This is a genomic window from Actinomadura darangshiensis (assembly GCF_004349235.1).
Classification (GTDB): Bacteria; Actinomycetota; Actinomycetes; order Streptosporangiales; family Streptosporangiaceae; genus Spirillospora; species Spirillospora darangshiensis.
The window spans coordinates 23863-41143 of record NZ_SMKY01000003.1 but is presented as its reverse complement, the minus strand read 5'-3'; the positions used below and the strand labels follow the sequence as shown (position 1 = coordinate 41143).

The 17281-nt window shown below is 71.7% G+C and carries 15 protein-coding genes; 7 read left to right on the top strand and 8 right to left on the bottom strand.

All coding sequences use genetic code 11. The features are described 5' to 3' along the window. Window positions 1-2: 2 nt before the first annotated feature. From E1293_RS01230 to E1293_RS01220, 3 genes are read right to left on the bottom strand one after another with little or no spacing between them, the layout of a single operon-like run. A complete protein-coding gene (locus E1293_RS01230) occupies window positions 3-1796 on the bottom strand; it encodes a choline/carnitine O-acyltransferase (protein ID WP_132192848.1) in 1794 nt (597 codons plus the stop codon). 35 nt (window positions 1797-1831) lie between these two features. Then, a complete protein-coding gene (locus E1293_RS01225) occupies window positions 1832-2641 on the bottom strand; it encodes a class I SAM-dependent methyltransferase (protein ID WP_132192846.1) in 810 nt (269 codons plus the stop codon). 8 nt (window positions 2642-2649) lie between these two features. Next, window positions 2650-3513: a HalD/BesD family halogenase gene (locus E1293_RS01220; protein WP_132192844.1), complete on the bottom strand. Its 864-nt coding sequence runs from the start codon at window positions 3511-3513 to the stop codon at window positions 2650-2652. A 295-nt stretch (window positions 3514-3808) separates the two neighbouring features. Between E1293_RS01220 and E1293_RS01215 the strand changes: the two genes are divergently transcribed. From E1293_RS01215 to E1293_RS01205, 3 genes are all read left to right on the top strand, one after another. Further along, window positions 3809-5632, top strand: coding sequence for a protein kinase domain-containing protein (locus E1293_RS01215; RefSeq protein WP_165978035.1), 1824 nt, complete (start codon window positions 3809-3811; stop codon window positions 5630-5632). A gap of 71 nt (window positions 5633-5703) precedes the next feature. After that, window positions 5704-6192: an MSMEG_6728 family protein gene (locus tag E1293_RS01210; RefSeq protein WP_132192840.1), complete on the top strand. Its 489-nt coding sequence runs from the start codon at window positions 5704-5706 to the stop codon at window positions 6190-6192. Window positions 6193-6265: 73 nt separating this feature from the next. Beyond that, a complete protein-coding gene (locus E1293_RS01205) occupies window positions 6266-7444 on the top strand; it encodes a PP2C family protein-serine/threonine phosphatase (protein ID WP_243715949.1) in 1179 nt (392 codons plus the stop codon). Between the two features lie 6 nt (window positions 7445-7450). Here E1293_RS01205 and E1293_RS01200 read toward each other — a convergent pair whose 3' ends face one another. The 4 genes from E1293_RS01200 to E1293_RS01185 form a co-directional block, all read right to left on the bottom strand. After that, the gene (locus E1293_RS01200; RefSeq protein ID WP_132192836.1) at window positions 7451-8404 is read right to left on the bottom strand and encodes an alpha/beta hydrolase; all 954 of its coding nucleotides are present in this window, start codon (window positions 8402-8404) and stop codon (window positions 7451-7453) included. A gap of 240 nt (window positions 8405-8644) precedes the next feature. Next, window positions 8645-9994: a zinc metalloprotease gene (locus tag E1293_RS01195; RefSeq protein ID WP_243715948.1), complete on the bottom strand. Its 1350-nt coding sequence runs from the start codon at window positions 9992-9994 to the stop codon at window positions 8645-8647. Further along, window positions 9991-10230 (bottom strand): hypothetical protein, encoded by a 240-nt coding sequence (locus tag E1293_RS01190; protein ID WP_132192834.1) that lies wholly within the window; start codon window positions 10228-10230, stop codon window positions 9991-9993. Before E1293_RS01190 ends, E1293_RS01195 begins: the two co-directional genes overlap by 4 nt. Before the next feature lie 99 nt (window positions 10231-10329). Beyond that, window positions 10330-10620: a hypothetical protein gene (locus tag E1293_RS01185; RefSeq protein WP_132192832.1), complete on the bottom strand. Its 291-nt coding sequence runs from the start codon at window positions 10618-10620 to the stop codon at window positions 10330-10332. 219 nt (window positions 10621-10839) lie between these two features. Between E1293_RS01185 and E1293_RS01180 the strand changes: the two genes are divergently transcribed. The 4 genes from E1293_RS01180 to E1293_RS01160 all read left to right on the top strand — a co-directional run bounded on the left by E1293_RS01180 (window position 10840) and on the right by E1293_RS01160 (window position 14875). Then, a complete protein-coding gene (locus tag E1293_RS01180) occupies window positions 10840-11376 on the top strand; it encodes a ferritin-like domain-containing protein (protein WP_132192830.1) in 537 nt (178 codons plus the stop codon). 1 nt (window position 11377) lies between these two features. Next, window positions 11378-12346 carry a TIGR03557 family F420-dependent LLM class oxidoreductase gene (locus E1293_RS01175; RefSeq protein WP_132192828.1) on the top strand — a complete coding sequence of 323 codons (969 nt, stop codon included), beginning with the start codon at window positions 11378-11380 and terminating at the stop codon, window positions 12344-12346. A gap of 97 nt (window positions 12347-12443) precedes the next feature. Further along, window positions 12444-14093, top strand: a complete 1650-nt coding sequence (locus E1293_RS48445; protein ID WP_207938607.1) for a serine/threonine-protein kinase — start codon at window positions 12444-12446, stop codon at window positions 14091-14093. 299 nt (window positions 14094-14392) lie between these two features. After that, window positions 14393-14875, top strand: coding sequence for a hypothetical protein (locus tag E1293_RS01160; RefSeq protein ID WP_132192826.1), 483 nt, complete (start codon window positions 14393-14395; stop codon window positions 14873-14875). A 90-nt stretch (window positions 14876-14965) separates the two neighbouring features. On the opposite strand, the gene E1293_RS01155 is transcribed toward E1293_RS01160, so the two are convergent. Then, complete coding sequence (locus E1293_RS01155) at window positions 14966-17257, bottom strand: PA domain-containing protein (protein WP_132192824.1); 2292 nt, start codon at window positions 17255-17257, stop codon at window positions 14966-14968. Between the last annotated feature and the right edge of the window lie 24 nt (window positions 17258-17281).

The following is a 17281-nucleotide window of genomic DNA, read 5'->3' as shown; positions in this document are numbered from 1 at the left end:
GATCATGCCAGCAGGTCCCGCAGCTCCTGGACGGCCTCGCGGAGCTTCCCGGCGAACCCCAGCATCGCGTCCGCGACCGGCCGCGGGGTGCTCAGGTACACGTTGAGGCGGTCCGGCAGCAGGACGTAGGCGATGCCGATGCACTGCTCGCTCGTCGAGCCGAAGCCGAAGTACTGGATGTTGACCGACGGCGCCGAGCTGGTGCTCAGATAGTCGTCCCGCATGGTGAGCCAGCCCGGCGTCTCGAACAGCGGCAGCGGCTCGGTGACGCCCAGCTCCTCGCCGCGCCGCCGCTGGATCAGCTGCAGCTCCCAGAGGTGCTGCTCGGGCGCCTGCCCTGCCTGGCACTCCTTGGCGCGGCGGACGTGGGCGTCGGCGGCGGCGCGGAAGGCGTCCCGGCGGAGCACGGTCCCGGCCGTGGGATCGTCCATGACCTCGGCGAAGCGCACCACCTCGGGAGTGACGACCCGCATCGCCTCGGTGCGCCCGTGCCGGTACTGGCGGGTCGCGATCGACTCGTAGGTGGCGCCGACATGGCCCTTCGCGCGCTTGTGGGCGAGCTGGTAGGCCATCTGGACGAACGCGTCCGGCGACATCTTCAGCCGTTTGATGTGGTCGGTGCCGAAGCCGCCGAACGACACGGTGGCCGTGGCGGTCGCGGCCCCGTAGGCGGCGAAGGAGGCCGCCGCCTCCTCGATGTCGCGGCGCGCCGCGTCGTCCAGGGTGAACTCGATCGCCTCGACGACCGGGAGGCCCTGCGACTTGGCGCCCGACCGCTGCGACAGCTTCTCGGGCGGCGCGCCGAGCAGGGCGTCGGTGAAGCTCAGGATGGTGGTGCCGTCCAGGCCGCAGTGCTCCACGTTGATGCCGGCCGTCCCGTCGCCGAACACGATGAAGGACACGGCCTTGTCGAACCAGCGGTTGCCGCTGTCGCCGTGGAGCAGGTGGTCGCAGGCGTCGAGGGTGTTCTTGGGAGCGAAGTCCTCCAGGCACACGCAGAACAGCGCCGTCTCGATCTCGTCGAGCGCCTTGCCGTTGCCGAGGGCGAGCAGCGCCTCGCGGCTCGCCGCCCACTCGGCGCGGGCCTTGGTGGTGAGGTGCCCGGCGGACGGCTCCGCCGCCGCCTCCGCCTTCATGATCGTGCCGAGGCCCGCCGCCAGTTCCGCCAGCGAGTGCGGCCGGCCGGCCGGGCCGAGCACGTCCATCCGGATCATGTTGCCGCGGAAGAACACCACGATGTGGCGGGCGTCCGACGGGCCCGGCCGCTCGTCGGTGTAGGGGGCGCGGACCGTGTCCTGCTCCGCGCCGGGGATCCGCGTGGCGGAGAACAGGAACCGGTTCTGCACCATCGACAGCGGCCGGCCGCGCTGGACGACCGGCGGGATCTCCTCCCGGTCCAGCCGCAGCTTGTAGTCCAGCGCCCCGGCGATGAGCCCGGCCGCGCGCTCGATCTGCCCCTCCTGCGAGTCCTTGAACAGGAAGAAGAAGTTCGCGTTCAGTGCGATCCGGTCGCGGCGGCCGAGGTAGCGGTACGGCCAGAACGTGTCCAGCCAGCTGTGCACGCCCTCGCTCGCGTCGTAGCGTTCGAGCGCGGCGTGCAGCTTGCGGCCCGGCCCGTCCGGACGCAGGAACCCGGCCAGCGCCGACTCCGTCCGGGCCCGCTCGCCATCGGACAGCAGCGGCCCGCACCACTCCATGAACCGCTCGCAGGTCGCGTCCAGGGTGGGCAGCGGCACCCGCGGCAGGCGCTCCTCGTTCCCGAAGGTGCGAGCGGAGAGGTCAGCACTGTCGTTCATTCGTTCCTCGTGTTCGGTGTCGGCCGCTCGGGGTGTCAGCCGCGGGGCTTGGAGATGTAGAGCTGCGCGTAGAACCAGCCGCCGGTCTCCAGACCGGCCGGGTCGACGCCCACGCCGGAGAGCCGGTCCAGGACGAGCGCCTGCTCTTCCGGGGTCGCGAACCGGCGCTGCCGGACGGGGCCGCCGCGGCGGACGGTCTCGTACCCGGCGGCGGCGAGCGTGTCGGCGATGGGGTCGAACGGGAACATGCGCAGGACGAAATGCGCCATCCACGGCCGCCGTTCGCCGTGCGCGCCGAGGACTCGGGAAATGGTGCGCTCGGTGACGTACCCGAGACAGCCCGTCGAGATGACGAGGTCGGTTCCGGCGAGTTGCGCGCGCTGTTGGGCGGTCGGATCCCGGTTCTCCAGATCGGCGTGGACGGCGCCGTCGAGGAAACCGGCTTCGAGCGCGTAGGAAAGGGCGTTCGCCGAGGCGTCCAGGCCAAGGAAACGCGTGCGGTTCGCGGGTTCACGGGAACGGACCAACTCCCGGTCTCGGGCCAGCAGCGTGTCGCGCGTGTGCCCGTCGGCATCCGGACCGCCGTAGCGATCGTACAGCTCGTCCATGGTGACCCCGTATTTCAGCAGGGCCGCATTGATGCCGTAGGAGCAGCCGATGTCCAGAACGGCCACGTCCGGCGCCCGGTGCGCCTCCCGGTATTCGGCGATGAGCCGCAGGAAGTGCGGTTTGGCCAGTTCCGGGATGTGGTAGTCGAGGTCGCGCAGGGTGCCGAAGTAGGCGCGGGGGTCGGGCCGGGTGTAGATGTGGTCGAGCGAGATCTTCCCTGTCGTGTCCGTGCGCACGGGGCCTCCTAGTCCAGCAGCCGGTCGACCCGGACGGCGCCGCCCGCCGCCGCGAGGTGCTCGGGCAGGACGCGGCCGAAGAGCTGCCTCGTGCGCGCGACGCTGCCGACGACCCCCGGGCGCTCGCTGTAGGCGAGGATCGCCGTGTGCCGCGCCGTGTCCCCGCGCACCGCGGCGACCCGGTGCAGCGAGTACCGTCCCTTGAACAGCTGCAGGTCGCCGGGGCGCAGCGCGAGCCGGCGGACGAGGTCGCCGCCGCGCCCGGTCAGCACCCGGCGGACGTCGGCGAAGTTCTCCGCCCCCGCCGACCTGATGCCCGGGCAGTACTCGAAGCCGCCGCCGCCCGTCGGCTCCTGCGTCAGCAGGCTGACGGTGAACTCGTTGGTGTCGAAATGCCAGGGATGCTCCATCCCCGGGTTGACGACGTTGAGGCACAGCCCCGACAGCGGGTCGGCCAGCTCGTGCACCCGCGGGAGCCCGAAGCAGTCCGCCACGAACCGCTGGAAGAGCCCGCTCGAATAGAGCCGGTGGACGATGGAGTCCGCGGGGATGCGGTCGCGGGCGACGAACGCGTTGCCCCGCCGGACGGTGATGCGCCCCGGATGGCCGTCCGGCAATGGGGTGCCGACGTCGATGTTGTAGGCGTTCACCGTTTCGACGTCGTAATGGGCGCGCGGTGCGATCGCCGCGCATTCCGCGCGGAGCGCGTCCTGCAATGCGGGGCGAATGAAGTCGGGCAGCACGCAGCACCCCGTTTTCGCCAGTTCCGCGCGGGTGCGGGAAACGACGGCGTCCCACCCGGCGCCGCCCGCCGCGGCCAGCGGATAGCGCTCCGTGTCGATCACCTGTCCGAGAGCCTCCGCGGCACCCATGAAGATCCTTTCGCGTCGCGAACCCCTGACGGGTTTTAGCACATTCCTTCCGCGAATTCATGGCTGCGCTTTTCTGCGCCGTTTGTCAGAAAACGATAAGCCCGGCCCGTGACCTGTGCCTTCGAACGTTCCCGGGCTCGCGGGCCCGGCGGCGGCGGTGTGTCCCATCTCACCGTCCGCCCGCCGGGGCCCGCCGCGCCGCGCCGGCATGGCGATCGGCCGCACTTTCCGCGAACCTTTGGGTACGCGGAGGCGTCACTCATCACGGCAGATCGAGCAGAGGCGGGAGCGCGGGATGGACTGGCGGCTCACAGGATTCACCGAGGAGCGCGAGCTCGGGCGCGGCGCGCAGGGACGGGTCGTCCTGGCCCGGCACGCCGACTCCGCGACCCCGGTCGCGATCAAGTATCTGGCCGCGGCCGACACCGGCGCGATCGCCGGCCTGCGCGCCGAGGCGCAGATGCTCGGCAGGCTGACCAGCCCGTACGTCGCGCGCCTCTTCCGGTTCGTGGAGAGCGAGCAGGGCGCCGCGATCGTGATGGAGGCTGTCGACGGCGTGTCGCTCAAGGAGGTGCTGAGCGAGCACGGGGCGCTGGCCCCGGAGGCGGCGCTGCTCGTCCTCAAGGGCTCGCTGCTCGGCCTCGCGGCCGCGCACGCCGTCGGCGTCGTCCACCGCGACTACAAGCCGGCGAACGTCGTGGTGCGGTCCGACGGGCTCAGCAAGCTCGTCGACTTCGGCGTCGCCGTCCTCTCCGGCGACGGCTCGCGCGCGGGGACGCCCGTGTACATGGCGCCGGAGCAGTGGCGCGGCGACCCCTCCACCCCCGCCACCGACGTGTACGCCGCGACCTGCGTCTTCCTGGAGTGCGTCACCGGACGGCGGCCGTTCACCGCGTCCGAGCAGGTCGCGCTGATGAACAAGCACCTGACCGAGCAGGTCGACGTGCAGGACGTGCCCGAGCCGCTGCGGCAGCTCGTCCTGCACGGGATGGCGAAGGAGCCGGGGGAGCGGCCGCCGGGCGCGGCGGCGTTCGTGACCTGGCTCGAATCCACCGCCACCGCCGCGTACGGGAGCGACTGGGAGCAGCGCGGCGTCCGCGCGCTGGCCGCCGCCGCGGTCGCGCTGGCCGCGCTGTTCCCGCTCGCCGCGCTCGCCGCCGCGCCGGGGGCGTCCGCCACGGCCGGCGCGACCACCGCGGGCGCGGCGAGCGCGGCCGGCTCCGGCAGTGCCGGGACGAGCGCCGGCACCGCCGGTACCGCCGTGAGCAAGGGCTTCCTCGCCACCGCGGCCGGCAAGGGCACGATGGCCGCCGCGGGCGCCGCCGTGGTCGCCGCCACGGCGGGCGGCGCCGTCTACGCGGTGCAGGACCACAAGGAACCGCCGCCGGCGGCGGACCCCGTGGCGGCCGTGACCCTGGTCGCCGACAACCAGACCCTCGCCAACCCCGAGATCATCGTCCAGAACGCGCAGTACCCGAAGGTCAGCGGGCTGAAGGACGCCGCCCTGCAGAACCGGATCAACAAGGAGCTGCGCGGCCCCCTGGACCGCCTGATCGCGATGTCGCGGGCGACCGCGCTCAACTACGGCTGCAAGGGCAAGCCGGTGAAGATCGGCACGGAGACGACGCTCGGGATCCGCGGCCCCCGGCTCGTGTCGGTCCGCTACTTCCAGATCACCGACAACTGCCAGCAGGCCGACGGGTCGCCCGGCGGCGAGACCGTCACCGTCGACCTGCGCACCGGCAAGCGGCTCACCGCCGCCGACGTCTTCCTGCCGCAGACGCTCACCGCCGCTGGGATCCGCCGGCTGCGGTCGCTGGTCGGGCAGCGCGAACCCTGGCGGGAGCACTGGTGGGAGGACTGCAACCGCGGCAGGGACGGGTTCGAGCCGTCCGACTTCTCCCCCCGCAAGCAGACGGACGCCGCGGGCCAGGACGAAGACCCGCCGTTCCTGAGCGCGTTCTTCACCCCCACCGAGTTCCGGCTGGCCTACCTCGCCGGCGGCAGCGACGGCTGCGGCAACGTCAACTTCGGCGCGCCCTACGCGAGCATCCGCCCGCTGCTGAAGCCGGAGATCGCCAAGCTGCTGCCCAGCGGCCCGTCCCCGAAGCGGACCTGACCCGGCCCCCGGCACATCTCCGCCGGCCCTGGGGTAGGTAACCGCGGGACCAGCGGGAACAGGGGGCGGTCGTGCAGACCTTTCTGCCGTACGCGGACTTCGCGGCCACGGCCCGCGTCCTGGACCGGCGGCGGCTCGGCAAGCAGCGCGTCGAGGCGATCCAGGTCCTGCGGGCCCTCACCGTGCCGGGATACGGCTGGCGGCGCCATCCGGCGGCGCTCATGTGGACGGGGTACGAGGAGGCGCTCGTCCGGTACGGGCTGGAGATCTGCGACCGCTGGTCCGGTCTCGGCCATGGCGACACCTGCGCCGGCACCCTGGCGGCCGAGCTCGCCGAGACGAAGGGCGTGCACCGCCCGCGCGGGCAGGAACGGCTCGCCGCGGCGGGGGCGCTGCCGCCCTGGCTCGGCGACCCGGCGTTCCACCTCAGCCACCGGTCGGCGCTCGTCCGGAAAGACCCCGGTTTCTACCGCCCCGTGTTCCCGGATGTGCCGGATGACCTGCCCTACGTCTGGCCCGCCTCGGACCGCATGCCACATGAGGGACGGCCGAAAGGGTAGGGCCCCGGGGGTCAGGAGGGAGGTCGCGGGGCCGATGTTGCGGGAGCTTGTGGCGGCCAGCCGTCGGATGTCCATGGAGCAGCTGCCGGACGCGGTGGCCAAGCACGCCGCGGACGCGGGCCTCCACGACGTCCTCATCTACGTCGCGGACCTCCAGCAGCAGGTGCTGCGGCTGCTGACGGGCAAGGGCGACGACGCGGGACGCGAACCCGGCGCCGAGACCGCCGACCTCAGGATCGAGAGCACCGTGGCGGGCCGGGCGTTCCAGATCGTGGAGCCGGTGAACGGCCAGGTGTTCGACGACGGGACCTTCCAGCGCTGGCTGCCGATCCTCGACGGGGCCGAGCGGATCGGGGTGCTGAGGGTGACCCTCCGCCAGGACGACGCGGGTGCGCAGAGCGACGCCGAGTACCTGGCCGGGCTGGTCGCGCTGATGATCGTCAGCAAGGGGCCGCTCAGCGACTCCTACTCCCGGCTGGTGCGGACCCGGGACATGACGGTGTCGGCGGAGATGCAGTGGCGGCTGATGCCGCCGATGACGTTCGCCAACGACCAGGTGGTGATCGGCGCCGCGCTCGAACCGGCGTACCGGCTGGGCGGCGACACCTTCGACTACGCCCTGGCGGGCGACATCGTCCACTTCAGCGTGTTCGACGCCATGGGCCACGACACCGCGTCCGGGCTGACGTCCAACCTGGCGGTCGCGGCCGCCCGCAACGGCCGGCTGCAGGGCACGGCCCTCCAGGACGTGGGGCGGGCCATCGAAGAAGTGCTGCTGGAGCAGGACTCGTCCGGCCGGTTCGTCACCGCCGCGCTGGCGGAGCTGAACCTGCGGACGGGCGTCCTGTCGTGGGTGCTGCACGGGCATCCCGCGCCCATCGTCATCCGGCAAGGCCGGTGGGTGACCACGATGGACTGCACACCCGGCCATCCGCTCGGCACCGACCTCGGCGTTCCCGGCACGCTGTGCCAGGAGCAGCTCGAACCGGGCGACCGCGTCCTGCTCTACACCGACGGCATCGTGGAGGCCCGCGACCCCGGCAAGGAGGAGTTCGGCCTCGTCCGGTTCATCGACTTCATCGTCCGCCACAACGCCGCCGCGCTGCCGGTCCCGGAGACGCTGCGGCGCCTCGTCCACAGCATCCTGGAGCACCACGAGGGGCGCCTGGACGACGACGCGACCGTCCTCGTCCTCGAATGGCACGGGCCGTCCGGTGCGGTGGACGCCACGGCGCCCCTCCGGCGGACCTGAGCCCGGTCAGCCGGCGCCGAGGGCGTCCATCAGCATCGGGTAGGCCTGGTGCAGGTCGCGCTGCCAGTACGGCCAGTCGTGCTGCCCGTCGAAGAAGCGGGTGGTCACCGGGACGCCGGCGGCGTACAGCCGGTCCGCGAAGGCGTGCGCGTTCTCGTTCGCCGCGGCCTCCACCGGGTCGGTGAACGGCATCCCGCCGAGGGAGCCGGGCTTGCCGTTGCCGCTCGCCACCCACAGCCGGACGCCGGCCAGCCGCCCGGCGAGGTCGGCCGGGTTGTGCGCGTGCCAGATCGCGGCCTGGTCGTCGGGGTCACCCCACACCCGCCGCCAGTCGGTGCCCGGGCAGGAGAACGACGGCCCCCAGCCGGTCGAGCTGTCGCCCGGCTCGTGCCCGTGCAGGGTGGCGACGTATCCGCTGAAGGACGCGGCGGCCTTGAACATGCCGGGGAAACGGGCCGCATAGAGCATCGCGCCGAGACCGCCCATGGAATTGCCGGCGACCACCCGCCGCGTCCCGGCGTGGTAGTCGCTTTCGAGAATGCGCCGGAGTTCGGTCATATGGAACGTCTCCCAGCGCGGCGAGCCGCCGTCGCCGTAGTTCCACCAGTCGGAGTAATTGCCGCAGCGGCCGCCGTTCGGCATGACGACGATGACGCCGGTGTCCGCGGTGAGTTCGGCGACGTCGGTGCCGCGCGTCCAGGCGGTGTAGTCGTCGACGCCGCCGTGCAGCAGCCACAGCGTGGGCCAGGTTCGGTGCGAGTCCTTCGACCAGCCGCGGGGGAGGAGGAGCCGCACTTTCTGGCGGTCGTCCATGGCGGGTGAGGCGATGGTGAGGTCCACGGTGCGGGGCGCAACGGCCGCCTCGGCGACGACCTCGGCGCGGGTCGCGGCGGTCGCGGCGGTCGCGGCGGAGCGGTCCGCGAGAGCGAGGGGGAGGAGCAGTGCGAAGGCCGCCGGCATTGCGGCGGGGATGATGCGGCGGAGCAACGGGGGAGCCTTCCGGAAACACCGGCCATGGGTGGACCGGCCTTCGAAAAGGGAGAGCGCCGTGGTACGGCTCTTCTCTCCTTACTCGGAGTAGGTTCCCGTGACGCCATTCTTTGAAGCGTCAACGGAAAAGCATATAAAATGCATTTCCGGAAAAGCGGGACGCGCCGGGTGCCCGTCGAGGGCACCCGGCGCGTCCGCGGAGCGGGTCGGTCACGCGTCCGGCGCGGCCTCCTGGAGGGGGGCGTTCACGTACCGGACGGCCCGCCGCACCAGCCGCCGCAGGATCCCGAAGAGGAACAGCGCGACACCGGCCAGCGGCAGGACGAGCAGGACGATCTGCAGCCCCGAGGTGATCAGGTCCAGCGCCCCGGCGCCGTTGGAGGCGGCGTCGGCGAGCCGGCGTATCATCCACCAGTCCTTCGCGGCCAGGGCGGGGATCTGCGTGATGATGAGGCCGAGCTGGAACAGCAGCACCGGGATCACGGTCAGGACCCACAGCGTGACGAGGATCTGCGGCCAGCGCTTGAGGTCGCGGAGCCGCTCGTCGGCGGACCGGCGCAGCAGCGCCCGGCGCAGGATCGGCCCGATGTACTTGAACAGGTCGGGGATGCCGATCAGGTCGGACATGATGTAGTAGCCGTCGAACCGCAGCGTGGGCAGCAGCTGCTGGAACATTTCGAGGTTGACGTACAGGACGGCCACGAGCAGCGGCTCGAACCCCGTCCACAGGTACAGCAGCGTCAGCCCGACGACGAAGATCCCGTTGAAGTAGACGCCCGCGAGGTCGGCGCGGAGCCGGCCGGCGCGGCCGAGCCGGTACGACTCGGTGATGTCGGTGTAGAACGCGGGCCAGACGAGGTAGATGCCGCAGCCCATGACGCCGGGGCGGACGCCGCCGTAGCGGCAGGCGGCGGCGTGGCCCATCTCGTGGAAGGCGCACGACAGGACCCCCAGCCCCATGATCATCAGGATGCTGACCGGGACGAGGAGGGTGTGCTGGAGCGCGTCGGCCATCGACCGGGTGGTCAGCAGCCAGGCCTCGCTCGCGATGACCGCGGCGACCCCGACCACGACGAGGACCGGCCGGAACAGCCAGCTGAACAGGCCGGCGAGGAACCAGGTGACCGTTTCGGGGAACACCGCGAGCTTGAACTTCAGCCCGAGGAACGGGTCGGCCTTGACCACGGGCGGGGGCGTGCCGTCGCTGTAGGTGGTGACGCCGAGCGGGGCGAGCTTGCGGTCGACGAGGTAGACCAGCTGCTCGGCGGTCAGCCGGGCGCCGGCCTCCGCGCTGACCGACTCGGCCACCGTCCCGAGCGCCGCCGGCACGTCCCGCGACCCGGCGAGGTCGCGGTGGTCGTGCAGCGCCTTGGCGACGAGGAACAGCAGCGGCGGTAGCCGGACGAGCTGCCGGTTCGGCAGGCAGACGAGCTGGGGCGGCTCGCGGTAGCCGGAGTTCTTGAACTCGCCGACCAGCTCGGTGCCGTCGGCGAGCGCGGGGAGGGCGAGGGCCGCCGGGACGCCGGTCCCGTCCATGGCCTGGTCCGCGGGGGTGCTCATGCGTCGTGGTGGACCACGACGGGGATGCACACCATCGAGGTGCGCTCGGGCTCGGCCAGCAGGCCGGTGCCGAGTAGGCCGGTCGTGCCCGCGTCGTGGTCGTACTGGCACGCGTACACCACGTCGGTGTCCGAACCGTGGCCTGCGGCCGACAGCAGCAGCCGTCCGGGCAGCACCTCGCCCGACAGCCGGTCCAGTTCCGCGTACGTGAGCGCGTGCGGATTCTTCTGGGTCATCTGTTCGCTTTCGCGTCGTCCGGGAAGAGGGGGAAGGGCTGGCAGGAGAACGCCAGCCCTTCCCATGCGGGCGCGAGCCCGCGGTCATGCTCTGTTGGATCAGTGACCCGAGACCACCGAGCTGCTGGCGCAGGTGAACGACGAGTTGGGGTTCTCGGAGCTGAGGCCCAGCGCGCCGATGAGGCCGCCCTGCGAGTGGTTGATGTTGCTCTGGCAGTTCGGGACGACCGCGGTGGTGCCGCCGTCGTGGCCGCCACCACCGTGGTTGAAGTTGAGGTTCTCGTTGTCGTTGTCGCTGCCGCCACCGACGAGAAGGGTGGACAGCACGGCGCGCTCCGGCAGAACCTCGCCGGCCAGCTTGTCCAGCTCGGTGTAGCTGAAGGACTTCATGTGGTTCCTTTTCTTCCTTGTCACGCCCGGATCTCAAGGTGGATACCGGATGTCCCTGGCCTCGCCCCAGGATCGGAACGAGGTAGCTCTACGTATAGCACGTGTCACCGACCGTGGCCAAGTAAGCGTTGATCAGCGCGTTCTCCTCGGGCGCCCCGGAACGCATGGGCGGCCCCTGCTGGGTAGGACCGCTACGTCCGCGCTGATCAGGAGGAGAGCATGGCCGACTACAGCTTCAGCATCGACGTGGCGGCGATACGGGAACGGGCCCGGCGCAAGATGGCGGACGGCCCCGTGACCGAGGGCTACGGCAGGAGCCCCGAGGAGGTCGTCGGGGTCCTCAACGACGTCGTCGCCACCGAGATCGTCTGCTGGATGCGCTACGCGCGGCACGCGATCAGCGCGAGCGGGATCGACCGGGCGCAGGTCGCCGCGGAGTTCAGCGAGCACGCGGACGAGGAGCGCGCCCACGCGATGCGCGCCGCGGAGCGCATCAGCCAGCTCGGCGGCGACCCCGACTTCGACCCGCGGACGATCGCCGAACGCGCCCACACCACCTACGAGACGTTCGACGACAACGACCTCAAGGGCATGCTCCAGGAGAACCTCGTCGCGGAGCGGATCGTCATCGAGTCCTACCAGGAGATCATCCGGTGGCTCGGCGCCGGCGACGTCACCACGCGCCGCATCATGGAGGAGATCCTCGCCGAGGAGGAGGAGCACGCCGACGACCTCATGGACCTGCTGGGGAACTGACATGGAATTCGGATACACGCTGCTCTGCGAGCAGACGCCGCCGAAGCAGCTCGTCGCCGACCTCGTCGAGGCGGAGGAGGCGGGCTTCGGCTACTCGGCCATCTCCGACCACTACCTCCCGTGGCTGGAGAGCCAGGGCCACGCGGCCTACGCCTGGTCGGTGCTCGGCGCGCTCGCGCAGGCCACCCACCGCATCCCGCTGATGACGTTCGTGACCTGCCCGATCATGCGCTACCACCCGGCGGTGGTGGCGCAGAAGGCCGCCACGATGGGGGTGCTGTCGGACGGCCGGTTCACGCTCGGCCTCGGCGCGGGCGAGAACCTCAACGAGCACGTCGTCGGGCGCGGCTGGCCGTCGGTGGACGTCCGGCACGAGATGTTCGCCGAGGCCGTCGAGATCATCCGGGCGCTGTTCTCCGGCGACTACGTGAACTACCGGGGCCGGCACTACACCGTCGACTCGGCGAAGCTGTACGACCTGCCCGACCGGCCGGTGCGGATCGGCATGGCCGCCTACGGCCCGCGTGCCGGACGGCTCGCCGCCGAACACGCCGACCTGCTGATCTCCGACCAGCCCGTCGCGGACACCGTGCGCGTCTTCCAGGACGGCGGCGGCGCCGGCAAGCCCGTCTACGGGCAGATCCCGGTCGCCTACGGCGACGACTACGACGAGTGCAAGGAGCGCGCGCACCGCACCTGGAAGTTCTCCGCCCCGGCGTGGAAGGTGATGGCCGAGCTGCCGGGCCCGGTGAACTTCGAGGCCGCGGCGAAGACCGTCCGCCCGGAGGACGTCGCCGAGTCCGTCCCGTGCGGCAACGACGTGGACGACTACGTCCAGGCGGTGCGGCAGTGGGCCGACGCGGGGTTCACCCACATCTCCTTCTGCCAGTCCGGCCCGGACCACCAGAAGGACTTCCGCACGTGGGCGGAGTCCGACCTGCTCCCGGCGCTCCGGGAGCGCTTCGGCTGACACCCGCGGTCCATGATCCGATTCCTGGGGCGCGGGGTCTTTTATCCAATAAGGTTGCGTTTCATCCCTGCCTCCCGCCTCCCAGGAGTCCCGCGCGATGCCCGCAACCGAGCCCCTGGACCCCGACGATCCGACCGACGTCGGCCCCTACCGGTTGTCCGGACGGCTGGGCATGGGCGGCCAAGGCGTCGTCTACCTGGGGCACGGCGCCGACGGGGTGCCCGTCGCGGTCAAGGTGCTGCGCGCGGAACTGGCCGCCGACACGCGCGTCCGGGAGCGGTTCGGCAAGGAGATCGCCGCCGCCCGGCGCGTCGACCCGTTCTGCATCGCCCAGGTCCTCGACGCGTCGCTGGACGACCGGCGGCCCTACATCGTCACCGAGTACGTCGAGGGCCCGTCGCTCCAGCAGGCCGGGCCGCGCGACGGCGCCGCGCTCCGGCGCCTCGCCGTGGCCACCGCGACCGCGCTCGCCGCGATCCACGAGGCCGGCGTCGTGCACCGCGACTTCAAGCCGTCCAACGTACTGCTCGGCCCGGACGGCCCGCGCGTCATCGACTTCGGCGTCGCCCGGAACGTCGAGTCGCCGCTCACCATGACCAGCAGCATCATCGGGACGCCCGCCTACATGGCGCCGGAGCAGTTCGCCGGGGACGCGGCCGGCCCGCCCGCGGACGTGTTCGCGTGGGCCTCGGTCATCGCGTTCGCCGCCACCGGCAGGCCGCCGTTCGGCGCGGACACCTTCCCGGCGATCATGCACCGGGTCCTGCAGGGCGAGCCGGACCTCGGCGACATGCCGGAGCCGCTGCGCGGCACGGTGGCCGCGTGCCTGGCCAAGGACCCGGCAGAGCGCCCCGCGATGCAGGCCGTCCTGCTGCGCCTGCTGGGCGCCCAGGCCCAGGCGACGAATCCGGGCGGCGGGGCGCCGGTCGAGCGGACGGTGGTGGATCCGCCGCGTCCCGCGCCCGCGCCGACGCCGGCCCGGCCGGTGGCGTCCCCGCAGGCGCCGCCCACCGTCCCGCCGATGCCCGCCGCGCCCCGGACGGTGCACGACCGGAAGCAGAAGAAGCAGGGTTCGGCCCGGCCACCCCTGGTGCTGCTGGGAGCGGGGGCGGCCGCGGTGGTGATCGCCCTCCTCGCGGGCGCCGGCATCTGGGCCTTCTGGCCGGACGACTCCAACGCCGCCGGCGGGGGCGACCCGGTGGGATACACCGGAGCCAACCCGCAGGGGCGGACGGCTCCGGGCGGCGACGTCCCGGGCTCGGGGGTGAAGGGCGGCGCCTCGGGCAAGCCGTCCCCCTCGGCCACCGCGACGAAGCCCGGCTCCGGCAAGAAGGGCGGCACGTCCGGTTCCGGTAGGCCCGGCTCGGGCGGCGGCACGTCCGGCGGCGGCAGCGCAGGAGGCGGCGGTACCGGTGGCGGCTCCGGCGGGGGCGGCGGCTCCGGCGGCGGTGGCGGCCCGACCGCCCGCATCGACTACTTCAGGGTCGGCTCGGGCGCGGCCTGCGAGCCGGCCGACGGCTATGTCGACGTCAAGTACCGGATCACCGGCAGCGTGAACCCGACGCCGATCAAGTTCAGCATCTATTTCGACGGCCGGCTCGGCGACGGCCACCCCATCTCCTGGACGGCCGACCCGTCGTTCGCCAGCGGCGGGGGCGAGCAGGAGGACCCGGGCACCCACACCTACCGGATGGTGCTGATCAGCCCCACGCACCAGGAGGTGTCCCGCTCCTTCAAGGTCTGCTGACCCTTACGGGATGCGGGAAACTAGAACACGCTGCATCACATATGGACGCATCTGAAGAGGCTTTATGGCCGTGCATCAATGCCGGGTATGCACGGTTTCGATCCAAGTGTTGACCATCCAGAGGCCATTGTTTATCTTCTGAGTAGAACGCGTTCTACTCAGTGGTCGCGACATGTCGAAGCAGACGGGCGGCCGCTGGCTCCCCATCCCGGATCTGCGGTGCCCGCATCGCCGGCCGGGCTCCCACCCCATTCCTTCGGGTGCAGGCGCGACGCCCACAGCTCGAAATGAGGACTCCCTTGTCCCGCACCACGAAGACGGCCGCGATCGCCTCGGCCTTCGCCGCCACGGCCCTCACGTTCGCCGTGACCGCCACTCCCGCCATGGCCTGGACGGCCGGAGACTTCACCGCCACCCTCAACGGGACCATGACGATCGACGCGGGAATCCCCGCCACCTGCACCGGTTCGACGCTGTCCGGCACGATCGCCGAGGACGGCACCCTCTCGGTCACCTCCGCCTCCGTCAGCGGCTGCGGTGTGGACGTCACCCCGGAGAACCTGCCGTGGAGCGGCAGCCTGGCCGGCGGCGTCGCCACCCTCAGCGGCTTCTCGATGAGCGCCATCGGCTGCACGTTCGGCGGCTCCATCACCGGCGCCTACACCGGCACCGACCTGCCGATCACCGCCACGTTCACCGAGCAGACCGTCAACAAGACCAGCGGCGTCCTCTGCCCGTCGTCCGCCACCCTCACCGCGACCTACGACTTCGCCGCGGCGTGACCCCTGGGGACCGGCCCGGCCCGACGTCAGCCGGGCCGGTTCCCATGCCGTGACCCCGGCTCCTCGCCGGGGTCACGGCCCTGCGGTTCCTCAGCGCAGCTCGTAGGCGCGGACGACCTCTTGGACGACCGCGTTGCCCGCCCTGTCCTCGGCGGTGACCCGGAGGGACACGGTCCCCTTTCCGTGGAGGCGGGCGGTGCCCTTCCTCAGCGGGACGTCCCGCCAGGTCGTCCCGTCGTCGAACGAGGTCTGCAGCGTCAGGCTCTTCAGCGGCACGGACGAGCCGTCCTGGCGGCGGACCTCCAGCTTCAGACGCTTCGACCGCGTCCGGTTCCGCAGATCGAGGTCGGTGTCATAGCCGACCTGCAACACCGGGAGGACGGTGGTGTCGCCGGTGTGCGCCGAACGGAACGTCCACGACGTGTTCGTGCGTGTGGACAGCCGTGCCCAAGGGGCGGTGTTCGCGAAGTCGTACTCGACCCGGTAGGCGGCGTCCTCCGGCGTCGTCGTCAGTACCCCGTTCGCGCGGGCGGACGTCTGGGCGACCAGTTGCTCGTCCCGGTAGACGCGGAAATCGGTGACGAAGCCGTCCGGGAACGAACTGGAGGAAGGCCCGGCGAAGTTGTTCGCCGCGTCCACCACCCCGAGGTTGAAGCGGATCCCGTCACCGGTGCGCGCGATCGGCGCTTGCGGGTTGACGCCCCCGGCGAGCGGGGCCCGGAACCAGGTTTGCGTGCCCCTGTAGCCCGGCCTGTACGCGGTCGCCTCTCCGCTGCCCATCGTGAGGTGAGGCGTCTTCGGGACAGGGAACGCGTGGTTGTAGGGCTGCTCCGGCGTGGCGGCCATGGCCGACCATGTCGTCTTCGGGTCGGCCGAGACGTACTCGACACGCGTTCTGGGGGCGCCGATGAACGGATGGGCGTACGCGATCGAGAATTCCTCCCAGGGACGCCTGCTGTAGCGCGCCGTGGTCATGGAACCGGTGCCGTGGTACGCGTTGTCGAGCCGCGCCAGGTCCCGGGTACGCGCCACATAGTTCAGGTTCTCCGACACCCGTCCCGTCTCCGGGAACACCAGGTCGTACTGGTAGGGGCTGTCCACGACGCCCGCCGCCGTCACGGTCGTGTTGTGCCTTCGCAGAAGAGCCTGTCCTTCTTCATGGGACAGGCGCACCGTCGGAACCTTCAGCTGCGTTCCATAGCCGCCCGGATCGTCGTTCACACCCGGCTTGTCGTTGTAGATGGCGACCATGCGGGCACCCGCGTCCGCGGCCCGGTTGGACTGCTCGGCGACGGACACGCCGTCCTTACGCCGGATGACCGCGAGACGGCCGCGGAGTCCGGCGCCGGGCCGGTCCCCGTCCGCGACCCGCATGCGGGTTCTGCCGTCGAGGCGGGGGAACTGGTCGGAGGTATCGCTGAAGTAGCTCGCGGGGTAGTACATGGGATGCAGCGAAAGCCCTCGTGCCCGCATCGTGATGGCGGGCGCCTCCAGCCGCCAGCGCGTGTACGCCTCGAACGTGCCTGAGCGGACCCTCTCGGTCGGCTGCAGGAACACCCGCTCCTCCAGCGTCGCCCCGTCGTTCATGTAGACGCCCTCGTTCACGGACTGGCCGCTCGCGGTGCCGCGGGTCCACATCAGATGGCTGATCGCACCCAGGTCGGGCTTGGTGGCGTGCTCGGGCGTCCGGACCGTGACCTCCTTCGCCTTGCGCGCGTCCAGGACGATCTCGGTGTCCCCGGTGATCTTGATCTCGGGGTAGCCCACGAGGCTGAAGTCGAGCGGCTTCTCCGAACCGGTGCTGGACGCCCACGAGGGCAGCGTCTTGATCAAGCCGAGCACGGAGTACGTGCCGGGCCGCAGCCGGACGCAGCCGGAGTCCTCCCAGCGGGCATCGCTGCACGGGCCGCCCGGTTTCCCGGGCAGGGGGCGGTGGGCATTGCCCAGCGACGCGTCCTCGACGTTCAGGAAGCCGGCCGTGCCGAGACCCGGCCGCCCGTCCCGCGCGATGCCCTTCACATGGACGGTGACGAACTCACCGGAGGCCCTCGGCTCCGGCGCGGCCGGACGCCGGTGTTCGTGCAGCGCCGTCACGTTGTAGCGCTCGGGGTCATCGGTGAGCCGGTCGTCCGGGACGACGTACAGATCACCGCCGCCGTGCCTGATCGAGAACGCCGGGTCGCGCCCCGGTCCGGGCGTCACCGTCGTGGCGCCGTCCGCGACGTGCACCGTGTCCCCGGTGGGCAGTGCGACGTCGTACGCTCCGGCCGGCGCTCGCAGTGCGGGCGCCGGCCCGGTGCCCGCCGCCGCGGGCGCCGCCGGCCCGAGGACGCCGAGCCCCAGGACGCCGGCCCCCAGGGCCGCCGCGGTCTTCAGCCACATGGCCATCCCTCCCCATGAAGTGGA

Bases quoted from the DNA above. Each gene is read 5' to 3' on its own strand.
- E1293_RS01230 (WP_132192848.1), bottom strand. From the start codon at position 1,796: ATGAACGACAGTGCTGACCTCTCCGCTCGCACCTTCGGGAACGAGGAG.
- E1293_RS01220 (WP_132192844.1), bottom strand. From the start codon at position 3,513: ATGGGTGCCGCGGAGGCTCTCGGACAGGTGATCGACACGGAGCGCTAT.
- E1293_RS01215 (WP_165978035.1), top strand. From the start codon at position 3,809: ATGGACTGGCGGCTCACAGGATTCACCGAGGAGCGCGAGCTCGGGCGC.
- E1293_RS01205 (WP_243715949.1), top strand. From the start codon at position 6,266: ATGGAGCAGCTGCCGGACGCGGTGGCCAAGCACGCCGCGGACGCGGGC.
- E1293_RS01200 (WP_132192836.1), bottom strand. From the start codon at position 8,404: ATGCCGGCGGCCTTCGCACTGCTCCTCCCCCTCGCTCTCGCGGACCGC.
- E1293_RS01195 (WP_243715948.1), bottom strand. From the start codon at position 9,994: ATGAGCACCCCCGCGGACCAGGCCATGGACGGGACCGGCGTCCCGGCG.
- E1293_RS01190 (WP_132192834.1), bottom strand. From the start codon at position 10,230: ATGACCCAGAAGAATCCGCACGCGCTCACGTACGCGGAACTGGACCGG.
- E1293_RS01185 (WP_132192832.1), bottom strand. From the start codon at position 10,620: ATGAAGTCCTTCAGCTACACCGAGCTGGACAAGCTGGCCGGCGAGGTT.
- E1293_RS01180 (WP_132192830.1), top strand. From the start codon at position 10,840: ATGGCCGACTACAGCTTCAGCATCGACGTGGCGGCGATACGGGAACGG.
- E1293_RS01175 (WP_132192828.1), top strand. From the start codon at position 11,378: ATGGAATTCGGATACACGCTGCTCTGCGAGCAGACGCCGCCGAAGCAG.
- E1293_RS48445 (WP_207938607.1), top strand. From the start codon at position 12,444: ATGCCCGCAACCGAGCCCCTGGACCCCGACGATCCGACCGACGTCGGC.
- E1293_RS01155 (WP_132192824.1), bottom strand. From the start codon at position 17,257: ATGTGGCTGAAGACCGCGGCGGCCCTGGGGGCCGGCGTCCTGGGGCTC.